Source organism: Dyadobacter sp. CY347 (assembly GCF_021502655.1).
GTDB lineage: Bacteria > Bacteroidota > Bacteroidia > Cytophagales > Spirosomataceae > Dyadobacter.
Genome location: NZ_JAKFFT010000010.1, coordinates 81,570 through 104,005, shown reverse-complemented (window position 1 = coordinate 104,005; position 22,436 = coordinate 81,570). Strand labels below are relative to the sequence as shown.

General features: G+C 42.4%; 16 protein-coding genes and 1 tRNA gene. 7 read left to right on the top strand and 10 right to left on the bottom strand.

The window, feature by feature from the left end:
* Positions 1-7: 7 nt before the first annotated feature.
* Both tig and L0659_RS23410 read right to left on the bottom strand, forming a co-directional pair.
* On the bottom strand, positions 8-1,357 hold the full coding sequence (gene tig / locus L0659_RS23415) for a trigger factor (protein WP_235129004.1): 1,350 nt from the start codon (positions 1,355-1,357) through the stop codon (positions 8-10).
* A gap of 163 nt (positions 1,358-1,520) precedes the next feature.
* A tRNA-Leu gene (locus L0659_RS23410) sits at positions 1,521-1,602 on the bottom strand.
* A gap of 169 nt (positions 1,603-1,771) precedes the next feature.
* Here L0659_RS23410 and L0659_RS23405 point away from each other — a divergent pair.
* The 3 genes from L0659_RS23405 (at position 1,772) to L0659_RS23395 (ending at position 6,051) form a co-directional block, all read left to right on the top strand.
* The gene (locus tag L0659_RS23405) at positions 1,772-4,063 is read left to right on the top strand and encodes a bifunctional (p)ppGpp synthetase/guanosine-3',5'-bis(diphosphate) 3'-pyrophosphohydrolase (protein ID WP_235129003.1); all 2,292 of its coding nucleotides are present in this window, start codon (positions 1,772-1,774) and stop codon (positions 4,061-4,063) included.
* Positions 4,064-4,180: 117 nt separating this feature from the next.
* A complete protein-coding gene (locus L0659_RS23400; protein ID WP_026630576.1) occupies positions 4,181-4,681 on the top strand; it encodes a Fur family transcriptional regulator in 501 nt (166 codons plus the stop codon).
* 74 nt (positions 4,682-4,755) lie between these two features.
* Entirely contained in the window at positions 4,756-6,051 is a 1,296-nt protein-coding gene (locus tag L0659_RS23395) for an adenylosuccinate synthase (protein ID WP_235129002.1), read from the top strand.
* Between the two features lie 313 nt (positions 6,052-6,364).
* Here L0659_RS23395 and L0659_RS23390 read toward each other — a convergent pair whose 3' ends face one another.
* The 5 genes from L0659_RS23390 to L0659_RS23370 form a co-directional block, all read right to left on the bottom strand.
* Positions 6,365-9,304 carry a DEAD/DEAH box helicase gene (locus L0659_RS23390; protein WP_235129001.1) on the bottom strand — a complete coding sequence of 980 codons (2,940 nt, stop codon included), beginning with the start codon at positions 9,302-9,304 and terminating at the stop codon, positions 6,365-6,367.
* A gap of 207 nt (positions 9,305-9,511) precedes the next feature.
* On the bottom strand, positions 9,512-10,423 hold the full coding sequence (locus L0659_RS23385) for a bestrophin family protein (protein ID WP_235129000.1): 912 nt from the start codon (positions 10,421-10,423) through the stop codon (positions 9,512-9,514).
* A complete protein-coding gene (locus L0659_RS23380; RefSeq protein WP_235128999.1) occupies positions 10,414-10,872 on the bottom strand; it encodes a hypothetical protein in 459 nt (152 codons plus the stop codon). Before L0659_RS23380 ends, L0659_RS23385 begins: the two co-directional genes overlap by 10 nt.
* Positions 10,873-11,013: 141 nt before the next feature.
* Complete coding sequence (locus L0659_RS23375) at positions 11,014-12,390, bottom strand: cell wall metabolism sensor histidine kinase WalK (RefSeq protein WP_235128998.1); 1,377 nt, start codon at positions 12,388-12,390, stop codon at positions 11,014-11,016.
* A complete protein-coding gene (locus L0659_RS23370; RefSeq protein ID WP_235128997.1) occupies positions 12,374-13,072 on the bottom strand; it encodes a response regulator transcription factor in 699 nt (232 codons plus the stop codon). Before L0659_RS23370 ends, L0659_RS23375 begins: the two co-directional genes overlap by 17 nt.
* Positions 13,073-13,413: 341 nt before the next feature.
* Here L0659_RS23370 and L0659_RS23365 point away from each other — a divergent pair, with 341 nt between their 5' ends.
* The 3 genes from L0659_RS23365 to L0659_RS23355 all read left to right on the top strand — a co-directional run bounded on the left by L0659_RS23365 (position 13,414) and on the right by L0659_RS23355 (position 16,549).
* Positions 13,414-14,619, top strand: a complete 1,206-nt coding sequence (locus L0659_RS23365) for a site-specific integrase (RefSeq protein ID WP_235128996.1) — start codon at positions 13,414-13,416, stop codon at positions 14,617-14,619.
* Between the two features lie 85 nt (positions 14,620-14,704).
* Complete coding sequence (locus tag L0659_RS23360) at positions 14,705-15,652, top strand: patatin-like phospholipase family protein (RefSeq protein ID WP_235128995.1); 948 nt, start codon at positions 14,705-14,707, stop codon at positions 15,650-15,652.
* Between the two features lie 96 nt (positions 15,653-15,748).
* A complete protein-coding gene (locus L0659_RS23355; protein ID WP_235128994.1) occupies positions 15,749-16,549 on the top strand; it encodes a nucleotidyltransferase in 801 nt (266 codons plus the stop codon).
* Between the two features lie 13 nt (positions 16,550-16,562).
* On the opposite strand, the gene L0659_RS23350 is transcribed toward L0659_RS23355, so the two are convergent.
* The 3 genes from L0659_RS23350 to L0659_RS23340 all read right to left on the bottom strand — a co-directional run bounded on the left by L0659_RS23350 (position 16,563) and on the right by L0659_RS23340 (position 20,111).
* Positions 16,563-17,432, bottom strand: a complete 870-nt coding sequence (locus L0659_RS23350) for a hypothetical protein (RefSeq protein WP_235128993.1) — start codon at positions 17,430-17,432, stop codon at positions 16,563-16,565.
* A gap of 187 nt (positions 17,433-17,619) precedes the next feature.
* Positions 17,620-18,486 (bottom strand): HNH endonuclease, encoded by an 867-nt coding sequence (locus L0659_RS23345; RefSeq protein ID WP_235128992.1) that lies wholly within the window; start codon positions 18,484-18,486, stop codon positions 17,620-17,622.
* Between the two features lie 2 nt (positions 18,487-18,488).
* Complete coding sequence (locus L0659_RS23340; RefSeq protein ID WP_235128991.1) at positions 18,489-20,111, bottom strand: AAA family ATPase; 1,623 nt, start codon at positions 20,109-20,111, stop codon at positions 18,489-18,491.
* A 742-nt stretch (positions 20,112-20,853) separates the two neighbouring features.
* On the opposite strand from L0659_RS23340, the gene L0659_RS23335 reads away from it, so the two are divergent.
* The gene (locus L0659_RS23335; RefSeq protein ID WP_235128990.1) at positions 20,854-22,431 is read left to right on the top strand and encodes a type I restriction-modification system subunit M; all 1,578 of its coding nucleotides are present in this window, start codon (positions 20,854-20,856) and stop codon (positions 22,429-22,431) included.
* Positions 22,432-22,436: the final 5 nt, after the last annotated feature.

The window sequence follows — 22,436 nt, the reverse complement described above, 5'->3', positions numbered from 1 at the left end:
AAACTGGTTAAGCAGCGACCTCTTCGCCTTTTGCCAATTTTTCGAATTCACTTACTTCAATGGTCTGCTCGTCCGTAGAAACCTGGCTGCGGATGATCTCCATTACTTTGTTATCAAATACCTGATTGAAAACATTGGTATAGTTATCACGTTCTTTGTCAGCAAGATAACCTTGTGCAACGCGGTCAATGGTTTCTTTCATGCTCTCGTCGTCGCCGTAGATTCCGAATTGTCCTTTTACCATGTTGCGGGTAAATTCAAGGATTTCAGGATACTCAACTTTAACGCTTTCTTTATCAGCCACTTTGTTTTTGATCAGGCTCAATTTCAATGATTTTTTGAAATCTTCGAATTGCTCCTCAATCTGCTCGCGGGTGAATTTGCCTTCGTTTGTGCGTTCCAACCAATCTTTCAAAAAGTCAGCTGGAAGTTCAATGGCAATGCTGTCCAGCAAAGCATTCTCTATATCACGACGAAGCAATGCTTCTGTTTCGCGCTCGTAGTTTCCTTTGATGATTTCCAAAAGCTTTTCGTTGAACTGCTCTTCGCTTTCAACCTGGCCTACACCCAAAACTTTGTCAAAAAGATCCTGGTTCAATTCCGATGCTGCCGAACGGGTTACGTCCTCAACAACCAATGTAAAGTCACCGGAAAGCTCTGCAATATCTTCTTTCTTCTTGCCCGTCACATGCGCAATTGCAGCTTCGTCAGAAAATGTATTTTGAATGTCGAAAACAACCTCGTCGCCTTTTTTAACGCCGATGAACTTCGCTAGTGCGTCTGCTTTCACTTGTTTGGTAGGGATTGCAGTGCGGGTTGTGAACTCAGAAGATTCCTGTTTCAATTCCCCGAAGATCATGTCGCCTTCTTCGCTCACTTCCGGGTGAATGTTTTCTGCAAAACGCTCACGAAGGTTTTCGATCGTTTTAGACAATTCCGCGTCGTCCACATTAATGGTGTAACGTTTTACTGCGGGAAGCTCTGAAAAATTGATATCAAAATCCGTAGCAACGCCCAGGTCATAAATGAATTCCAGTTCGCTTGGGCTGTCCCAGTTTACTTCCGCAGCTTTCTCACGATTAGGAACCGGATCGCCGACAACCTGTAATTTATTTTCCCTGATATAGCTGCTCACAGCCGTGCTCAACAGGTTGTTCACCTCGTCAACCAGAATGCTTTTACCATACATGCGCTGAATCACATGGGATGGCACTTTGCCTGGGCGAAAGCCTTTCAGATTAACCTTTTTTGAGTAATCCTTGATCGTCTTATCAATTTTAGGTTGATAATCTTCTTTCGTCAACTTTACTTTAAGAGAGGCTAATGTCGGCGAATTTTGTTCTAATACAACTTCCATGTGTCGCTTATGCTATGGGTAAAACTTTTAGATTAAATAGAAAAGAAAAACAAAAATGCCCTCAAAACGAAGTCCTGAGGGCATTTGACGGGTTTAACTTTGGAGCAGTTCATCTTTCTAATTGAGATAGGAATCAGACGCCCCGTCATTCCCTTGTTAATCGTACGGGCGGAGGGAATCGAACCCCCACGCCTTGCGGCACTAGATCCTAAGTCTAGCACGTCTACCAGTTCCGCCACGCCCGCTCACTTATTGTCCTTTTTCAACGCCTTTTGTTGAATTGGAGTGCAAAGGTATTCTTATTTTTTAGATACATCCAAACTTTTTTGAAAATTTTATCTTTGGGTAAAATTAAATTGAAAAATGTCATCGGAATTTGTTATTTTGGTGAAGCATACCAATTAAAATATAGCAGTGGAGCAACTCGTTGAACCCCTCACCATTGATCTGGAACAGGAGCGGAAGGATATTCTCAAAAAATACCGGAGGTTATTACGAACAGCCAAGCCCTTCTTGAAGGATAATGATGCCAAATTAATCAAAAAAGCCTTTTACACCTCCGTAGAGGCGCATAAAGACATGCGTCGCCGGTCGGGAGAACCCTATATATATCACCCGCTTGCCGTTGCCCAGATTGTAGTTGAAGAGATTGGTTTGGGGACCACAGGCATTGTCGCTGCCTTGCTGCACGATGTTGTTGAAGATACGGATATGCGTATCGAGGACATTGAGCGGCTGTTTGGCAAGAAGGTGGCCAAAATCATCGACGGGCTGACAAAAATTTCGGGAAGGTTTGAATATGGCAGCTCGCAGCAAGCGGAAAACTTTCGGAAAATGCTGCTTACGCTTTCGGATGATGTGCGCGTGATCCTGGTTAAGCTTGCCGACAGGCTGCATAATATGAGAACGCTCGACAGCATGCCTCGGGATAAGCAGCTTAAAATTGCCTCGGAAACAATCTTCATCTACGCGCCACTTGCGCACAGGCTGGGGCTTTACAGCATTAAGTCCGAGCTGGAAGAATTATATTTAAAATACACCGAACCCCAGGAGTATCGCGCCATTGCCCGAAAGTTGAGAGAAACCAAAGGCATTCGTGATCGGTTTATCTCCAAGTTTATGGAGCCGATTGCGCAGGATCTTGAAGCCGCGGGTTTGAATTTTATTTTAAAAGGCCGTCCCAAGTCGATTTATTCGATTTGGAACAAAATGAAAAAGCAGAATAAGCCTTTTGAAGAGATCTATGACCTTTTTGCTATTCGAATCGTCCTGGAATCTTCGGCAGAAAATGACAGGGAAAAAGCGATCTGCTGGCAAGCGTATTCCATTGTAACAGACCATTACAAGCCTAACCCGGATCGTTTGAAAGACTTCCTGAGCACGCCGCGTGCGAATGGCTATCAATCATTGCATTCGACGGTAATGAGTAAGAGCGGGCAATGGGTGGAAGTGCAGATCCGGACTTCTAGGATGGATGAAATTGCGGAGAAGGGCTATGCGGCGCACTGGAAATATAAGGGTAACGATACCAAGGTTAGAGGCAACATTGAGCAGTGGATCACGCAGGTTAGGGAGACATTGGAAAATGGTTTCGGCGACAAAACGGCCGCTATCGAATTCCTGGATGAATTCAGGAGCAATTTGTTCAATGAGGAAGTTTTTGTTTTTACACCAAAAGGGGAATTGAAAGTGCTGCAAAGCGGTGCCACGGCGCTGGATTTTGCATTTGATATACACTCGGAAGTGGGTGTGCATTGTATGGCTGCCAAGGTCGGCGGGATCCTCGTCCCCATCAGTTATGTCCTTAATAATGGGGATCAAATCGAGATTATTACATCCGGCAAACAAAAGCCGAACGAAGACTGGCTGCGGATCGTAGTAACATCAAAGGCCAGGGCAAGAATCAAGGATTTTCTTAAAGAGGACAACCGCCGTTATGAAACGGATGGCCGCCAAATGGTGGAAAAGAAGCTTAAAATCCTGGGAATCGAGCTTACAGCTGAGGTTGTGAACCAGCTTAGGGCATTTTTTGAATGTAAAACAACGAGCGATTTCTTTTACAGGATAGGGAAGGGGTACATTCATCTTGATGAATTAAAGCGGTTTAAACGAGATAAAGAAGCGAAAGAGCGCAAGGCGACAGACACCAACCCTGCGCTTCCCTCACCGGCCACAAGTTCAGGCGATGGCAAAACGCTTACTAAATTTCTTAAACACATTCACGGCGACCGGGCAGACAGCGATACGCTCCTGATCGGCGATGATATGGACAAAATCGACTACAAACTGGCCATATGCTGTAATCCGATCGCCGGAGATGACGTTTTTGGTTTTGTGACGATTAATGAAGGCATTAAAATTCACAGAACGACTTGCCCGAATGCAGCGGAATTGATGTCCAAGCATGGAAACCGCATCATTAAAGCCAAATGGGAGTCAGGCAAAGATGAAGCGTTCCTGGCGGGATTGTATCTTTCGGGAACCGACCGCGTCGGCTTGGTAAACGATGTGACGAGGATCATTTCCAATGAGCTGCATATCAACATGCGAGGTCTGACCATTGATACAAAAGATGGCGTTTTTAATGGCGATATCAAGCTTTATGTGCAGGATACCAAGCACTTAGATATCCTGATCGGAAAGTTGGAGGAGGTCGAAGGTGTGTACAATGTGCAGCGTTTTGACACCAATCTGAACGGCAAATAGCGGGAAGGAACCATTCACATGCTAAGGTGTTATAAAACTGGATAGTCAGAACTAAGACTGTGAAAGTGACTGTGATTTAAGTAAAAAAGCGTATTTTCGCGCAAGAATATCAGAGATATGCCACAAGCCAGCAAACCGAATTTTGAAGCCGCAAAGAAAATCTTAACGGCTTACCTGGAAAATAAAGGACTGCGCAAAACGCCTGAGCGTTTCGCGATCCTCGAAGAGATCTACACCAGGGAAGATCACTTTGATGTAGATGAACTTTACATCAGCATGAAAAACAAGCGTTACCGGGTGAGCCGCGCGACTGTTTATAATACATTGGACGTTCTGGTTGATTGTGACCTGGTTACGAAGCATCAGTTTGGAAAAAACCTGGCGCAGTTTGAAAAATCCTATGGTAACAAGCAGCATGATCACCTGATCTGCACGGATTGCCATAAAGTGATGGAATTTTGCGATCCAAGGATCCAGTCTATCCAAAACATGGTGGGTGAAATGCTGAATTTCAGCGTGATGCACCATTCGCTTATTTTTTACGGCAACTGCACCAAAGAAAACTGCCAGAACCGCAACGAGGTTCGGGAAACTTCTGCTGTTTACGAAGACAGATAATAAACATCGGGCCGGGCAGCATTCGCGGGTCCGGCCAACCTTACACCATATTAGTTTCAGTAATCATAAATTGAATGAAAGTTGACGTATTACTTGGTCTTCAATGGGGAGACGAGGGAAAAGGTAAAATCGTGGACGTTCTCGCACCACGTTATCAGGTTGTAGCCCGCTTTCAGGGAGGGCCTAATGCGGGACACACATTGGAATTTGACGGAATCAAGCATGTTTTGCACCAAATCCCATCCGGGATCTTCCGCAGCGATATCCAGAACATTATTGGAAACGGAGTCGTTTTAGACCCGATTGTTTTCAAAAGAGAGATTGAAAATCTCGCCAAATACAACCTTGACCTGTTCAGTAATCTGTACGTTTCTAAAAAAGCATCGATTATTGTTCCTACCCACTCTTTGCTGGATGCTGCTTATGAGCGTTCGAAAGGTGATTCCAAGATCGGTTCAACATTAAGAGGCATTGGCCCGGCTTACCAGGATAAAGTAGCAAGATTAGGTCTGAGAGTAGGAGATGTTCTTTCTCCAAATTTTGCAGCGAAATATAAAAAGCTCGTTGACGCACACAAGACAATCCTTGATTTCTACGCATTTGATTACTCAGAAGTGCTTCCAAAATCGGAAGAAAACTTCTTCGGCGCCATCGAATTCATGAAACAATTCACATTGGTTGACAGTGAATATGTTGTAAACGAAGCATTAGCAGCATCAAAAACGGTTTTGGCGGAAGGGGCGCAAGGATCTTTGCTGGACATTGATTTCGGTTCTTATCCATTCGTAACCAGCTCCACAACGATGACGGCCGGTGCTTGCACAGGTTTAGGCATTGCGCCAAGCCAGATCGGAGAGGTTTTCGGGATTTTCAAAGCCTATTGCACACGCGTAGGAAGCGGACCATTCCCAACTGAATTATTAGAAGAAACAGGCGAAAAAATGCGCCAGGAAGGCCGTGAGTTTGGAGCCACAACCGGACGCCCACGCCGCTGCGGATGGTTAGACTTGCCTGCATTGAAATACGCGATCATGATCAATGGCGTTACGCAGCTAATTATGATGAAGGTGGACGTGTTAACAATTTTTGATAACATTCGCGTCTGCACCAATTACCGCCTGCCAGACGGCACGTTAACCGATCACTTGCCATATGATTTGTGTGACGAAACGGTTGAACCGGTTTACAAAGATTTCAAAGGATGGCAACAATCACTGGATGGAATTCACGATTTCGACGCAATCCCTGAGGAGTTGCTGGCATATGTGAAGTTTTTGGAAGAGGAATTGAAACTGCCGATTACGTTTATCTCAACCGGGCCTGATAGAGAGGCTTTGATTAGTAGGGAGGCCTCGGCGCTGTCGGTTTAATAGGAGAGTTATTGGCTCTGTCAGCCGGAATAAGGCCTCTGTCAGCCTGAGCGGAGTCGAAGGCGCGTTACCCAGGAGTAGCGCGCCTTCGACTCCGCTCAGGCTGACAGGGCTTTAGGGATCAGGCTGACAGGGCTTTAGGGATCAGGCTGACAGGGCTTTAGGGGCCCATGCTGGCAGGGCTTTAGGGCTCCATGCTGACAGGGCTTTAGGGATCACGCTGACAGGGCTTTAGGGGCACATGCTGACAGGGCATTGTGCCTGGGCTAACCTCACCGTGCTGACAGGTTCTACGACTAGCGCTAACCAATCACTAAGCCAATAAATTCAAAACATCCTCCCGACTCAGCGACTTAATAAAACCTTCTTCATTTGAAATCAGATCATCTGCTAACTGCTTCTTGGTTCTTTGCAGGGCCAGGATCTTTTCCTCTACGGAATTTTTTGTGATAAACTTATAAGTGAAAACCGTGCGGTCCTGGCCGATGCGGTGGGCGCGGTCTACGGCTTGGGCTTCTATGGCAGGGTTCCACCAGGGGTCGAGGATGAAGACGTAATCTGCGGCGGTGAGGTTTAGGCCTAGTCCGCCTGCTTTCAATGATATGAGGAAGATTTTAATGTCGTTGTTGTTCTGGAATAACTCCACTTGCTCCTGGCGATTTTTGGTTGAACCATCCAGATAAGCATATGTGATTTCCTTCTCATTCAAAAATTGCCTGAACAGATCGAGGTGTTTGATGTACTGGCTGAAAATCAGTATTTTATGATTTTCGCTGATGGCCGTTTGCATTTTGTAAAGCACATCTTCGAACTTCCCTGAACCATGCGTGTATTCCGGATCCACCATGGATGGGTGATTTGCCAGTTGCCGCAGTTTAGTAAGGCCTTGCAAAACAACTAACTGTGATTTGGAAATGCCATCATTATCAATGCTTTGCAGGATCAGATTGCGGTAATATGCCTTGGCTTCTTCATAGGCTTTTTCCTGCTCTTCGGACATATCGCAATATTGAATGCTTTCGACTTTTTCCGGTAAGTCGGTTGCGACCTGCGATTTTAATCTCCTTAAAATGAATGGTTTGATGAGATTATAGAGTCTTTTTGTCTTGTCTTCATCCCCGCGTTTTTCAATCGGGATTTGAAATTCATCTCTGAAAAACGATTGGCTGCCCAGAAGTCCCGGATTAACGAAGGACATTTGAGACCAGAGATCCAATGTGTTATTTTCAATTGGCGTACCCGTTAATACGAGCCTGTTGGCTGAATTGAGCTTTCTGACCGCCTTAGTAATGATAGAAGCCGGGTTTTTGATCGCCTGAGATTCGTCCAGGATCACGTAATTGAAACGGTAAGACTGAATAAAGTCAATGTCCAGCCGGACAATTCCGTAGGATGTCAGAATCAGGTCGTAATGATCGAACTGGGCGGTGTCTTTTTCACGGTTTGTGCCGGTGTAGAGCAGCACTTTCATGTCTGGCGTAAAGCGTTTTGCCTCTAACTGCCAGTTATAGAGCAGCGAAGTGGGCATAATGAGCATGGACGGCTCTTTTACACCACTTTCTCTTTCGGCTTGCAGAAGCGCCAGCGTTTGCACTGTTTTCCCCAAACCCATATCATCCGCAAGGCATCCTCCGAAGCGATATTGTTTCAAAAACCGCAGCCAGTCATAACCTGTTTTTTGATAAGGACGCAATGTCCCTTCGAAATGTAACGGCGGCTCGACAGCCTCGATATGGTTGAAATCACGCAGGTTTTCCAGTTTTCTGCTGATCGTGGCAGTGGCGAGATTCTCTTCTTTTAACTCCTGTACCAATGCCAAATGGTGCATGCGCAACCGCAATGGATCATCGTCGCCCTCATGCTCCGTGAAAGAAAAGAATTCCGAATATTTGGTAAACCACCATTCCGGGATCACCGCGATTTCACCATTAGGAAGTAAAAATTCCTTCTTACGGCTTAATATATAGCTTCTTAACTGAATGAATGGGATCTCAAACTCACCGAATTTGACCTTCGCATTGATATCGAACCAATCCCGGCCCTCCTGAATGGAAATGTCGATGGAAGAGTAACCTAGAAAATAGCGCTTCGCATCGCTGGTGTTTTGTCGGACCACGATGCCGTTTTCAGCCAAGGTATTTGCATTGCTTTGTAACCAGCCAAATGCCTGGGATTTAGGCATTTGAATGTTGCCGTTCCGAATGTTAAGTCCCCAGTCTTTCAGCAGCGCTACATGGTGGCTTTCCGTTTCAATGCTGCGCTTAACCTTATTGAATACATAATCATTGTCCTTCTTCTCCATATGCACGCTCGACGCATGCGCGAAACTGTCGTAATGGAAGGAAAAATTGGCATATTGAAACGACAGATCGAAAGCCACATCATTGTCCTCATCCTCTTCCATTACCTCCACATCGGAATCCTGGAAAATCACCGGTGCTTTCTTGTTTGAGCTATATTCAGAGATTGTCAGGACGGTTTTGGGCGTTGACGAAACATTTCTGATCTCAAAACCTCTGGCCACGACATCATAGGAAGCAATAAGCGGGGCCACAAACCTGCCGTAATATTGTTCTTCAACCTGGCCTGGAATGGCTATAAATTTTTTGGCCAGGAACGGTTTGATCTTTTTGCCGTCCACATGTCCTTCAAAATGCAGCAAATGTCCGTCCACAACGAGCCAGGCAGGCTCCTCACAAATCAAAAACGCATTTTTATACTGAAAATCAACCTTCTGATATTTGTGACGGATTGTTGGGAAATAATGTGTGTTATCTTCATTCCTGATAAAGTGGAAGCGGATCGTCGCTTTTTCCGGCTCCCAGAATACGGGTTTCCAAAGTGGGTTTCCATCACTTCCCATGATAAATATTTCCTTGTCGCTAAGCCTTTCCAGGATTTTCGCTTTACAGTTTTCAAGATAAGCTGCAATGGTTTCCTGGACAGCCTTATCGCCTTTTTGGGCGTCATACACTTTCAGGAAAAAGTCAACGGCATTTAATTTTTTTGGATTAAATTTTCGGAGAATAACATCCTGCTGAATGTCGTCGATGAGCCCCACCAATTCCACATCACGCTCGTCAATACCGGTGCGGAATTCTTTAATGTTCTTGGATGAAATATTTTGAATCTGAAATGAAAAATCGCCCTGATTGTTGAGCTGGACCACAAAGGATTCAAAAATGTATCCCAAAAATTCATGGTTGAGAATGGAATAAACAATTTTAAACGGCTCGGTGGGAGAAACTTTCATTCTGTTAGTGTTGGGCTAGGCGTGAAGTGCTTGTGAAGCGCTGCTTTTTCAAATAAAGAGGCTCTTTACAATTTGGAAAACTTCAAATATAGGTGAAAACCAACCAATAAAAAAGACTTCCAGGCGGAAGTCTTTTTTAAAATCATAGAACAAATTCCTAGTTAGTTATCCAATAAATTCAAGCAATAAAAAAGGCTTTTGCAAAGCTTAAAGAACATAGAAATGCTGGGCCTGAGGAACTGCCACCGGCATTTGCTTATCGCGCATCATTTGTTTCAAATCGCGTTCAATGTTCCTGGAAATGGTCAGCATTGGCGTATCCGTTGGCTTGTTTTCGAACGGATCCTGCAAATGGATGGCCATTTTTTCGATCAGGAAAAAACATCCTGTGATGACGATCAGCACCGGGACCATCAGGAAACCAAATAGTTCCACCAGTCCAAACGGGAGCAGTAAAATGAAAAAGTGCAATGCCAGATGAATGTACAGGCTGTAAGTCGAAGGGAAAACGGTGTTCTTGATCCGTTCGCATTTCCCCATTGAGTCTACCAGACGCGTCAGCGTTGCGTCCATCTCGATTTGTTGATATGGGTTTACCCAGCCTTGCTTTAATGCGTTATTATAATCGCGCGCATGCAATTGGATCAATCCAACATGCTTGTTATCATAATCTTGCAACGAATCACATTCTTCTGCCGATACATATTTCTCAATGGCAGGCATTGGATCTTCTTTTCTCAGACCGTGCGCTAATGCATAGCACCATGCAATTTGCCGTTTGATAATGCGGTTTTTGAAACCATCAATCTGATCCGGATTATAAGGATCATCGATCAGGAACATTACCTGACGGGCCAGCGTCCTGGAATCATTAACAACAGCGCCCCAGATCTGACGGGCTTCCCACCAGCGGTCATATGCCTGGTTGGACCTGAATGCGAGCAGGAGTGAAATGATCGTTCCCAGCACTGTGGGGACTGTCATCGGAATGGAGATCTCTGTAATGTTGAAATTTTTATAGATGATCTCAATCGCAAATCCATAAATGGCTACAAATAAAATCTCGTATTTGATTTTGCCAAAAATGTATTTGATCGGGATATTTTTTTTCAGAAGCATATTTCCTGTGTATTAGCTGGTTCCTCAATCTTGTCTACATTAATCAATTCCACACCTGCTTTTTTAATTACGGGCAATGCTTCCAGGCTGCTTTTCGACAATTTTGGGATGCCATTGCTTTCAGAGTATGCGATGAAGTCGGCGTTGTTCGCTTCAAGGAAGTTTTTAAATGCGGCAAGCTTGTTACCGTAGAAAAATTCAACCTTAATGCTATGAACTTTGTTGCCGTATAAATCTTTGATGACATGACATTCCTTCCAGAAATCCTCTGAAACAAAGTCGTATTCTTTCTTTCTGTAAGTTGAGAAAAGAAGGTCCTGAATGTCGTCGGCAACGTGGAAAAGGTGTGTAAAGACGATCGAGAACTTCTGTTGTGCGTTTCTGGCAAGGATGTGTGCAACTTGCAGGCTGTCAGCAGTAAAGCCGGCCGGGATAATTACAGTCTTCATATTTTCTCGCTTGTTTTGTTGATTGATGCATTGATAAATTTGATAATGCAATGTTACAGCGAGGTTGTTAGCACCAGTTAAAAGTGGTGTTATAATACAATGAGAGACTTATTAGAACGGGATTAGAGTATTAAAACGGGATTAGAAAGCGGCTTTCGAGTGTGGCAGGAATATTTTAAAGCTCGTTCCCGCACCGACCTGACTATCAACGGCGATGGTCCCGTTGTGCTTTTTTACAATGTTATTAGCCAAAGGAAGTCCGATACCAAAGCCCTTATAGCGCTCCGTATTAGATGCCCGGAAGAACGGGACATAGATCTGGGCAATCTCCCGATCGGGAATGCCTATCCCAAAGTCTTCAATTTCAACAATAGAATGCGTTTCATCAGAAGAAATGATAATGTTAACGGGCTTATTATCAGAATACTTACAGCTGTTCAGAACAATGTTTGACAATGCGGCGGTAAGAAGAGTCTGATTTCCGTTAATCGTGAGTTTGGCTTCGTCCTCAGGCAAGTGATTAAAATCAATCTCAACGCGATTATCCGGAATGATCTTGTCCACAGCTTCTTTGACCGACAGAACCAATTCATCGACCCGGATAGGCGACCATTGTTCTTTTGTGCCGTCGAAACCGGTCTGCGCCAACTTTAACATGCTGTTGGCCAAATGTTCCAGCTTTCCTGCTTCTTTATAAATGACCTCAAATGAAGATTTCGCAGCGGCTGGCATTCCTTCCACGGAAAGACCCAGTTGCGCTTCGCCACTGATCACGGTAAGCGGCGTCCTAAATTCGTGTGAAGCGTTGCTGACAAAGTTATTTTGTATTTCAAATGTGATTTCCAGTCGGTTGAGCATATCATTGAATGTATGCGTAAGGTCATCGATCTCATCATTACTTCCGGCCACATCCAAACGCTGATGCAGATTGTGCGCGCTGATTCCTTTCACATTACGTATAATGCGTCTGATGGGATTGAAAACTTGGGTAGAAAAGAGTTTCCCAAACGTAAAAACAAATATCATGGAAATGAAAAAACCAACTATGAGCAGCTTTTTCAGGTTTTCAATTTCTTCCAGGCCGTAAAGATCCACTGCGGATGACAATACAATGATCGTTTTGCCTGCCTGGTTAATGTTTAATCCAACGTAAGAAGTGTCATTTTTGAAGAAACGCGCAGGTTCCTTTCTGACAATGTTGTCGTAAAATGCAGGAGGCATCGGCAACCGTTCTTTCAGTTGCTTTGCCTTTTCAATCTCTCCGTTTTTGATAATATGGTGTTGTTCAAAAGGCAGATCACCCAGGTGCCTTTCCTTAATGTCGTAATATATGGAGGTGGTGGATTTACTTTTCTGTAACGCCGCATGGCCAATGATGTCGGCCCGGACTTCGAGGCGGTGGTAAAAGCTGTTGGAAACGCTCTCTGACCCGAAGGTATAAATGAACACGCTCAGCGCCACAATGATGCCGGACGTGAGGATCGTGAAAATGAGCGCAATTTTAGTTTGTATCTTCATAAGACTGTCGCATCACATATCCCATGCCGAAAACAGTGTGTATCAGCTTATTCTTTTGGTTTTTATCCACTTTTTTGCGGAGATAATTAATGTAAACGTCCACAACATTGGTGCCCAGGTTGAAATTAATGTCCCATACATTTTCCAGGATTTCCATTCTGTTGAGCACTTTATTCCGGTTGTGGATCAGAAATTCCAGCAGGCGAAATTCCGTGGCCGTAAGCTCGATTGTATGGCCGTTTCTTTGCACGATCTTGGTTTCGGTGTTGAGCACCAGATCTGCGATTTCAAGTTTCGTCCCGTTCTTCTCCTTTTCAACTTCCTTGCCTCTCCGGGTAAGCGTACGGATGCGGGCTTCAAGTTCGGCCAGTTTGAACGGCTTGGTCATATAATCGTCCGCGCCGGCATCCAATCCGGATACAATGTTTTCCGTTGTCCCAAGCGCTGTCAGCATGAGAATAGGCGTTGCATGGCCTTCGCTGCGGATCTTCCGGCACACTTCCATGCCATTAATGACTGGGAGCATCAAGTCCAGAATGATCATATCGAATGTATGGTGCGTAGCCATTTCTAACCCCGATTTCCCATCCATAGCCACCGTTATTTCATGTCCGGAAGCGGATAGACTTCTTTGAATGAGGGAGATCACACTGGGTTCGTCTTCGATAAGCAAAAGCTTCATGCAGGCAGATATTGAAAAATCGTCAGGAAGATAAATGTAGAAAAGTATTGCCTAAATCAAGCATTCCGGGAAAGAAAAAAGCCTCTGGTGAAGATCCAGAGGCTTTGTACCGGGGACGGGAATCGAACCCGTACGAGCGTTTCGGCTCACAGGATTTTAAGTCCTGCGAATTTTGGTTCCATGTGGTTTCATGTGTATCAATAGTACCTGTATATCAACAATATAAGATAATATTGATTTAGTTAAATTCATAGTAAACTGTCATTTGTTGTACCTATGTTGTACCAATGATTTCGAAACTCTTATATTTGCATATCTGAAACAGTCTCATCCTGAATGATATGCCGTCTACAATTAAAGTTATCTTGCGTAAAAAGCCTAATCAAGACGGCACTTTTCCCATTGCATTGCGTGTGACAAATAACCGTAGCTCAACCTACGTGTATCTTAAACAGAATGTGAAAGAGAGCGAATGGGACGCCATAGGCCAGAAAGTCAAGAAAGCACACCCAAACTCAGTATGGCTGAACAATCTCATTTTATCCAAAAAAGCAGAGATCAATGACCAGCTGCTTCAACTAGCCAGTCAGAAAAAAGATAATTCTGTGGCCGCTGTCCGCAAAACAATCAAGCAGGTAGCAGGAGCAGGTTTTTTCTCGCAGGCAAACCTGTATTGTGATCAGCTGGAAAATAACGGGAAGTTCAATCGCAAGTCAGCCGATCTTCCGCGTGTAAATCGTTTCAAAGAATTTTTAAAGGGAGTTGATATCAGCTTTACGGATATAAATCCGGCGCTATTACGACAATTTCAAACTTACTTACGCAGTAAACGCAAGGTAACTGAGCGGACGGTCGTAAATCACCTGGTGGTAATCCGTACTATTTTTAACCAGGCAATCACCGCAGGATTGGTCGATCAAAAATACTATCCGTTCGGAAAGGGGAAGATTTCAATCAAATTTCCAGATAGCGCCAAAATTGGTTTGACTTCAGCCGAGGTGAAATCATTAGAAGAAGCAGAGCTTACAGATGGTCAGCACCATGCGCGAAATTTGTGGCTTATCTCGTTCTACTTCGCCGGAATGAGGATTTCTGATGTACTTAGAATGAAATGGTCGGATTTTCAAAATGACCGGCTATACTACTCTATGGGCAAGAATCTGAAAGCGGGATCATTGAGGGTTCCAGATAAAGCTTCAAAGATATTGGCAGAATATGGTAAGGAAAGCGCACATAATCTAGTCTTTCCTGATCTAGCACGTATGGTTGATCTCTCTGATGGGTATGTTGTACAGAGTTATATCAAGACCAGAACGAAAAGTTGTAATGACTATTTGAAGCATGTTGGGAAAACACTTGGCTTGTCAAAGCCGTTAACTATGCATATTGCTCGGCATACCTTCGCTCAAATTTCATCCGATAAGATCCCTGTTAATATCTTACAGCGTCTTTATCGGCATTCAGACATTAAGACCACAATGGGTTATCAAAGTAACTTTATTAACAAGACGACGGACGATGCCTTAGATGAGGTGATTAATTTATGAAGCAAAACAGGTTATTTTAAAGAGTAGACTCACACTGGCAATTGGTTATAAATTGTCGATATTAGGGACTATTCATTGAGGAATTATGTGCGTTGAATTAGCAGAAGGAAATAGGCACTTTCGAATACTTAGTCTCGACGGTGGAGGGGCCAAAGGCTTTTACTCACTTGGCGTGCTTCGTGAAATAGAAGCTATGTTTAATTGTCGACTGTGCGAAGTTTTCGACCTTATTTATGGAACAAGCACAGGTTCCATTATTGGCTCACTTCTCGCTGCTGGAAAAACCGTCGATGAAATTCATGACTCCTATAAAGAATTTGTTCCAACAATAATGAGGTGTAAGAGCGCTGCCGATAAATCAAACGCACTTTCAATCGCAGCAGCGGCAATTTTCGAGAATACAACTTTTTCGGATTTTAAAACTGGCGTTGGAGTAGTTGCTACCAAATGGGATTTGGAAACGCCAATGATATTTAAAGGTAATATCCAACAGGCACACGGTCGTACGGCTACTTTTGTTCCCGGATTTGGTGTATCTGTTTCCGAAGCGGTGCAAGCGTCTTGCTCAGCATATCCATTTTTTGAAAAAAAGCGGGTAACAACGAGTGCGGGAGACGATATCATGTTAGTCGATGGTGGCTACTGTGCAAACAACCCAACGTTGTATGCAATTGCTGATGCTGTGAATGGTTTACACAAAAATATTGAAGATCTTCGCGTTGTAAGTGTCGGTGTTGGTGTATATCCAGAGCCAAAATCATCACTGTTTAGTAGAACTCGATGGGTCAATTATCTATTAAGTGTTCAACTACTTCAAAAGACGCTTGAAATCAATACCCAATCCATGGATCAGCTGCGGAAGATTATATATGGTGGAATTAAAACAATAAGGATTAGCGATACTTTTGAGAAACCGGAAATGGCTACCGATTTATTCGAGTATAACATGGATAAATTAAATTTGCTTCGTCAACGTGGGTCGGAGTCTTTTGCTAAGCGAGAAAATGAAATCCAACAGATACTTTTAGGTTGATAGGATATGGCAATTAGCGAAAATCAGTTAGACACGTGGAGTAAACAAGGCTCTATAACGCAGTCTGCAAGTACATACAGAACCATTCGGTCGGCTTTGGAGGATAGAAGTGCGCCCTATGACGGTAGGGAGTATTCAATCTATCTTCAAGGATCTTATGGAAACGATACCAATATCTATGCAGATAGTGATGTTGATGTAGTTATACAGCTTGATTCAGTTTATTACTCTGATTTGGAAGGACTGAGTCAAGACGATCTCAACTTGTATAACGCATCACGCAGTACTGCCAGCTACAGCTATGGCGACTTCAAGACCGATGTCATAGGTCAACTCAGACTTGAATTTGGTAGTTTGGTAAAACCGGGAAATAAGGCCATATTAGTTGAAGGCAATGGAACGCGCCGTGATTCTGATGTGTTGGCTGCTACGTTGCACCGCAGATATACGAGGTTCAAAAGTTATTCAGACCAAAGTTATCATGAAGGTATCAGATTTCTATCAAGTAGCGGAACTGAGATTATTAACTTTCCAAAACAACATTCGGCAAACTGTACTACAAAAAACAAGGCAACCAATGGCTGGTTTAAGCCAAGTGTTAGGATTTTAAAGAATATGCGTAATAGTATGATTACGAAGGGATATCTACAAGAAGGGATTGCGCCATCGTATTTTCTGGAAGGCATGCTCTATAACGTTCCTAATTCAAAATTTGGATCAACCTTTCAAGACACAGTAGTTAATTCGATCAATTGGCTAAACAATTCTGACAAAAATAGCTTATTGTGCGCAAATGAGTTATATCGCCTCTTGCATCCAACTTCTCCAGTAACTTGGAGAGCCGAGTCATTCGATAAATATTTGAGCGCTGTTAACAAATTTTGGAACGCTCAGTGAATCAACAAAGAACTCATTTCTTCCTGCTCGATAGTTGGAATACTACTGCTTTCAGTACTTGCCAACAGATTGAAGCGGTGTGTTTATCTGGATTAAACCTTGAACTCATTTGCTCGTAAGGGTGGATATAATTCCGAAAATCCCTAAGCGCATGGCTAAATTTCTTAACGTCCTGCTTTAAGAATCCTACCTCATATGAGACGTCAATAAAATTGCTAAGAGTCCACATATGAAAAGGTTTTACTGTGCCGTTTTTATCTTTGGGTGTACTTGTGCATTGATTATATTTTTGCGGATTTGCCAAAGCAATTCCTAGCAAAATACCTTCTAATGTGCTGCCGATCAGGAATATTGTTGCGAGCGGTGCCTCATTCTTAAGGCAAGTTTTTATTTCTTCAAACCTTAACTTCAATACCGCTGTTATGGATCCATCCAGCATTAACGCGTCGAGACTTAAATTCTTAAATTCTTGATGGAGAAAATCCTCCTCCTTCAGGTCAGATTTTTCTGATACAATTTCATCTTGAACTATCACTTTGTCCAATTTTTCAAAGTGTATTTCAGCATTTACTCTTTTAATCTTCCACTTATCGAACGCTAAATAGTTGTTGAACTCTTTAATCAGTTGATCCAAACGTGAGACGTTCCCTACATAATTAACAACTGCGAAAAGCATTTTTATACATTGGTCTAGTTCGGGACGACCATTAATTAGATTCAATCTTTCATCAGTATACTTCCACCTTGAGGGGAAGCCCTGTCCGTATGCATCTTTAAACCCTAATTGATTAAAGAATGATACTAGTTGAGGGCCTGATCGATACTCAGATTCCTCATTAATAATGCTTCGCAATTTTTCTAATGTTTTTCGTTGGAGTATCATTATTTTACCTTTTTTCGTCGTAAACTAGCCGTTGTTACGTCTGAGTTTAATCTTGTGTTACGTCACTGTTCGGTTAGAGCTGTCTTTTCTTTTCAAATGTCATCATTTGCAAATATGCGTCAACGGCAGACTCGAGCTCTTCAAATGTCCAATTAGGTGATGACGATGTTTCCATTCTATTATCGCTCTACAACCCAATATTTTTTCTACCAATAGAGGCAAAACCGCCATTACAAAAATCGTTACATTCAGCTAAAGCCCTGAATAAAACTGGTCTCCAGTCGTTTAACCCATATTCCTTCCCAAGACTAATGGCCGAGCGATCAATAAAACCTTTGACGTCGGCTCCGCTGTTTCTGACCTCAAACATTATTTCGAAACTAGATTTGTGAGAAATAATAAAATCATTGATTGTCGATATATAGCGCTCTTTCAAGTTTAGTCGTTCGACTTGAAAGCGTAACCTATCCAATGTTTCTGGTGGCATTCCATCTATATCTTGAATTTCAAAGATTACACTAAGACTTCCAGCATCCAATTCAGCAGTCGCTTTGAAAAAAATTAGATCGTTTGGAATAGTATTAAAAAAGATATGATGAAACTGCTGATCAGCCTGAGCTCCATCAACTGTTCTTTTTTTGTTATTACACGTTCCACAGCAGGGGACGAGATTTTTGTGGTAAATGGCTAACCCATTGTACAAGCTTCGTGGTAAGTGATGATCAAGATTAGTGATCTCTCCAAAGCCACAATAAGGGCATAAGGATGTAAGCATGATCAATTCATCCCGAAGACCTTTCAGACGCCCTCCAATTTGTATTTGGCCATACGCATTGTGCAAGGCTGTAAGAAACGGCTCGGCTAGGGCAGGATTTCTTAGAGCTGCAAGGGGAAGGCCACCGTTAGCATCATAGCGCCTGTACAGTTCTAGAACAGACTCTTGTTGTGGTTCAGTTATCGGGTAGACGACAGTTCCATCTACATGTGTTAGAGCTACTTTTAAATGGTTCTTCAGCTCCTCATTAGTCTTAGTAAGACAATCTAAGTTCCACATTATTACTTACTTTCTTTATCAGCTAAAAGACTCATGATGTAGGCCCTTGCCTGAATACTTAATCCATGTTCACCAAAAAGATTTTCTATTTCAGTGATAGAAAGGTCAAGGCGCGCTATTTTTCTTAGAATTTTGTGATAATCAGTCACTTCGCTATTGAGACCGAATACTTCTGACGTTATAGCGCCGATATTTTCACCAAAAGTCTCGATTTTTGTGCGCTTAACATCTATAACTTGCCCTTCACGTTTAACAATATACACGTGTTTGGCCATGGTTTCTTGAATTACAACCGGTGAGTGCGTAGCAATTACTGCAAATGCCTTCTTTGTATCAAGTACGTGTCTAACGGCATGCATCAATGCTGCTAGGAGAGGAGGATGTAAATGCGTTTCTGGTTCATCGATGAGTACCAAAGACCTTGGAGTAATATATGTGGTCAGGCTTGTGATAATTTGTAAGACGATTTTATGGCCCGTACTGAGAGACAAAAATATCTCTCTTGGATTCGCAAATAATTCAGTGAATTCGGTTTCTCTAAACTCGTTAAAAGACGGGTCGTCCAGCAAAATTTGAAGCGCATAGTCAAATAATTCACTGTTTGATCCATTTCTGACCAAGTTCAATGTACGTTCAAATTCATCTGCCAGGGTATCAATAGATTTCAAATATGTCTTTTTTAACCTGTCATCTTGCAAATGGGCATTAATGTTCGATTCCTTATTCTTAACTTCTTCTTGCAGCTCACGCGCGATATCTCGTAAGCCACAAAACACAAATCTACCTTCACCTTTTAAGACATCTCTAACTATTTGTTCTTTTTCTATGATGTCTATACCTGGAAGTTGAAAACTATCAAATGCACTGTATGAAAAGGTTAGAATCCTTGGAAAACCTATGCCGTCAGGAACAATAGATCCGAGTGAACTCAAAAACTCACCATTTCTATCTTTTCTCGAACCATGAGCAACTCTTGCGAGGCGAGCAAGTAACGTACTTTTTCCTGAACCATTTCGGCCTATTATAGCTATTATACGGCTTGGCAGTAGATTACGATTCTGAGAGAAATATGATCTTCCAACTTCTGGTGCAGTAAAGTCAAAGTCCAAAGAATGTTTCCACCTGGGCATTTTAAAGGCAAACGACAAATTTTCATCGGGAATCTTAGTGTAATCACGCTCGAGCAATGAACCAGCTAGTGTAAAAAATTCGTCGTTCTCCTTAAATTCACGAAGCAGGGATGTGTTCCATCCATCCTCGTCCTTGAAATCAAATATGTACTTAGGCTCATATATCACATCTCTAAGCGCTGTCAGAACCTCCTCTTTATATCGATCATCTATCGCAGAAAGACGTTCATAGTAATCTAAAGTCTGCCCGAGTGAGCAGTATTCTGCAGGAAGTGCATCAAAGTCATTTTGAATTTGTAAACCGTCCACCTTAGTTTGACCCTTTCGCAATATCTTAACAGCACCTATCAGCACTACTTCGTCATCTGAGCCTTTAAAATATAAATGGTATTGGGTTTGAAAAGAAAAATCGTTCCATTCATCTTGATGAAGCACAAAGGAAAACTGTGGAATTGTAGGAATAGGTACTCTGGGTGCAATAACTCGAAAACGCATAATCAATACCTTTACAAAATTAAAACTTTACAACGCTAGACTCTCAAAATCGATCTATGTCACTGTAGTTCCTAACAACATAAATGAAGATGCTCCTTAAATACATTAGTTGCAATTAGTCATGGGATGACTTCACATATAAATTCATAAAGCTATTCAATTATCTGAAAGTTGCAAGAAAAGCTGATCAAACCAGGAACATGGCGTCAGTTGCTTTTTTACGGAATCTCTTACAGCATCCAAATCTGATCTGGTATACATCTGAATCGCATGAATTGGCTTATGCTTCAGGCTTTTAACAATTATTTGAAAGATAGCACCAATTATCGCTTAATAACTTTCAAATGTGCGGCGAAGGTCATGCATTCGAACGTAAAGTAAAATTCCCGGCAACGTAATTTTCTCCGTTTGTGCGCACCCGTCTATGTCGCATATATGTCCATCGTACTTAAATTCGCACATGACGGTTTCAGCCACCAACTGAACCAAACACAGCCAGTCAACAGAGGACATTATAGTAGGTGAAGGCAGGCTTGGCGTAAAAGTATCCCAGATAAGTCAAGTGGCAACTCCCGGCATGCAATAATATGTAGACAAACCATAGAGTTATTTTAAAACATAGATCAAAGTATCAAAATGTTGTTACTTTGAGATTCATGGTAGGGGTCTTCATTGTATTCAGAAGATCTGATATCATCGAAGTGGAGAATCTATTATTTAATCAATTGAAAAAGAAGACATTATGAGCGAAGATCAAAAGCGTGTGCTTGAACAGCAACTTTGGAATATTGCGAATACCCTACGGGGTAAGATGAATGCAGACGAATTTAGAGATTACATTTTAGGGTTTATTTTCTATAAGTACCTTTCTGAGAAGATCGAAATTTATGCAAACTCAATCCTTGAGCAAGATGGCATTGCTTACAAAGACATCAAAGAAGATACAGAAGACGGACTTGAGTATTTAATGGCCGTGAAAGAAGAAGCCTTGGGCAAATTAGGATATTTTCTCAGGCCATCAGAATTATTCCGAGAAGTAGCCAAACGAGGCAATAATGGCAGTGATGAGGATTCTGCTTCTAACTTCATCCTTGAAGAGTTGCAACGTATTTTGATCAATATCCAACTCAGTACTATGGGGACTGAAAGCGAAGAGGATTTTGATAACCTCTTTGAAGATATGGATCTGACAAGTAGTAAGTTAGGCAAAACACCTGAACTTCGTAATGAATTAATCACCAAAGTGTTAATCCACCTGGACAAAATAGATTTCAAATTAGAAGACACTGAATTAGATGTACTTGGTGACGCATATGAGTATCTGATTTCTCAGTTTGCAAGCGGAGCAGGAAAAAAGGCGGGGGAATTTTATACTCCCCAACAAGTCAGTATGGTACTAGCCAAGCTAGTCACGACCGGAAAAGAGAAATTGCGATCTGTTTATGACCCAACCTGCGGTTCCGGATCTTTGTTGTTACGTGTTGCGAAAGAAGTAAAGGATGTCAGTAGTTTTTATGGACAGGAACGAAATCCGACAACTTATAACTTAGCTAGAATGAATATGATTCTTCACGATGTCCATTATCGAAAGTTTGATATAAAAAATGAAGACACTTTAGAGCATCCACAGCATGTCGACTTGCAATTTGAGGCCATAGTCGCAAATCCGCCCTTCTCAGCTCACTGGAGTGCAAATCCATTATTTTTAACAGATGACCGTTTTAGCCAATATGGCCGACTTGCTCCAGCTACCAAGGCAGATTTTGCATTTGTGCAGCATATGATACATCATCTAGCCGAAAATGGTAGCATGGCAATTGTTTTACCACATGGTGTTTTATTTAGAGGTGGTGCCGAACTGCAAATCCGTCGATTTTTAATTGAGGAAAAAAACTATCTCGATGCTGTAATAGGCCTTCCATCAAACATCTTCTATGGAACTGGTATTCCAACGTGTATTTTAGTTTTCAAAAAGTGCAGAGAGAATCCGAATGATATTTTATTCATAGATGCTAGTCGTGATTTTGAGAAAGTGAAAACTCAAAATGCTTTGCGTAACGAGGATGTTGAAAAAATAATAAGCACTTACCGTAGCCGAGCTGAAATTGAAAAGTACAGTAAAGTGATATCTACGAAAAGCTTAGCAAACAACGATTTCAATCTTAATATTCCTCGCTATGTTGATACTTTTCAAGCAGAAGAGAAAATCGACGTAAATAGTATCGCTATTGAACTCAGGAAATTGGAGAAGGATATGATAAATACAGATATTGAGCTGGCTGCGTTTTGCGAAGAACTAGGAATTGAGAAGCCTTTTTAAATTAA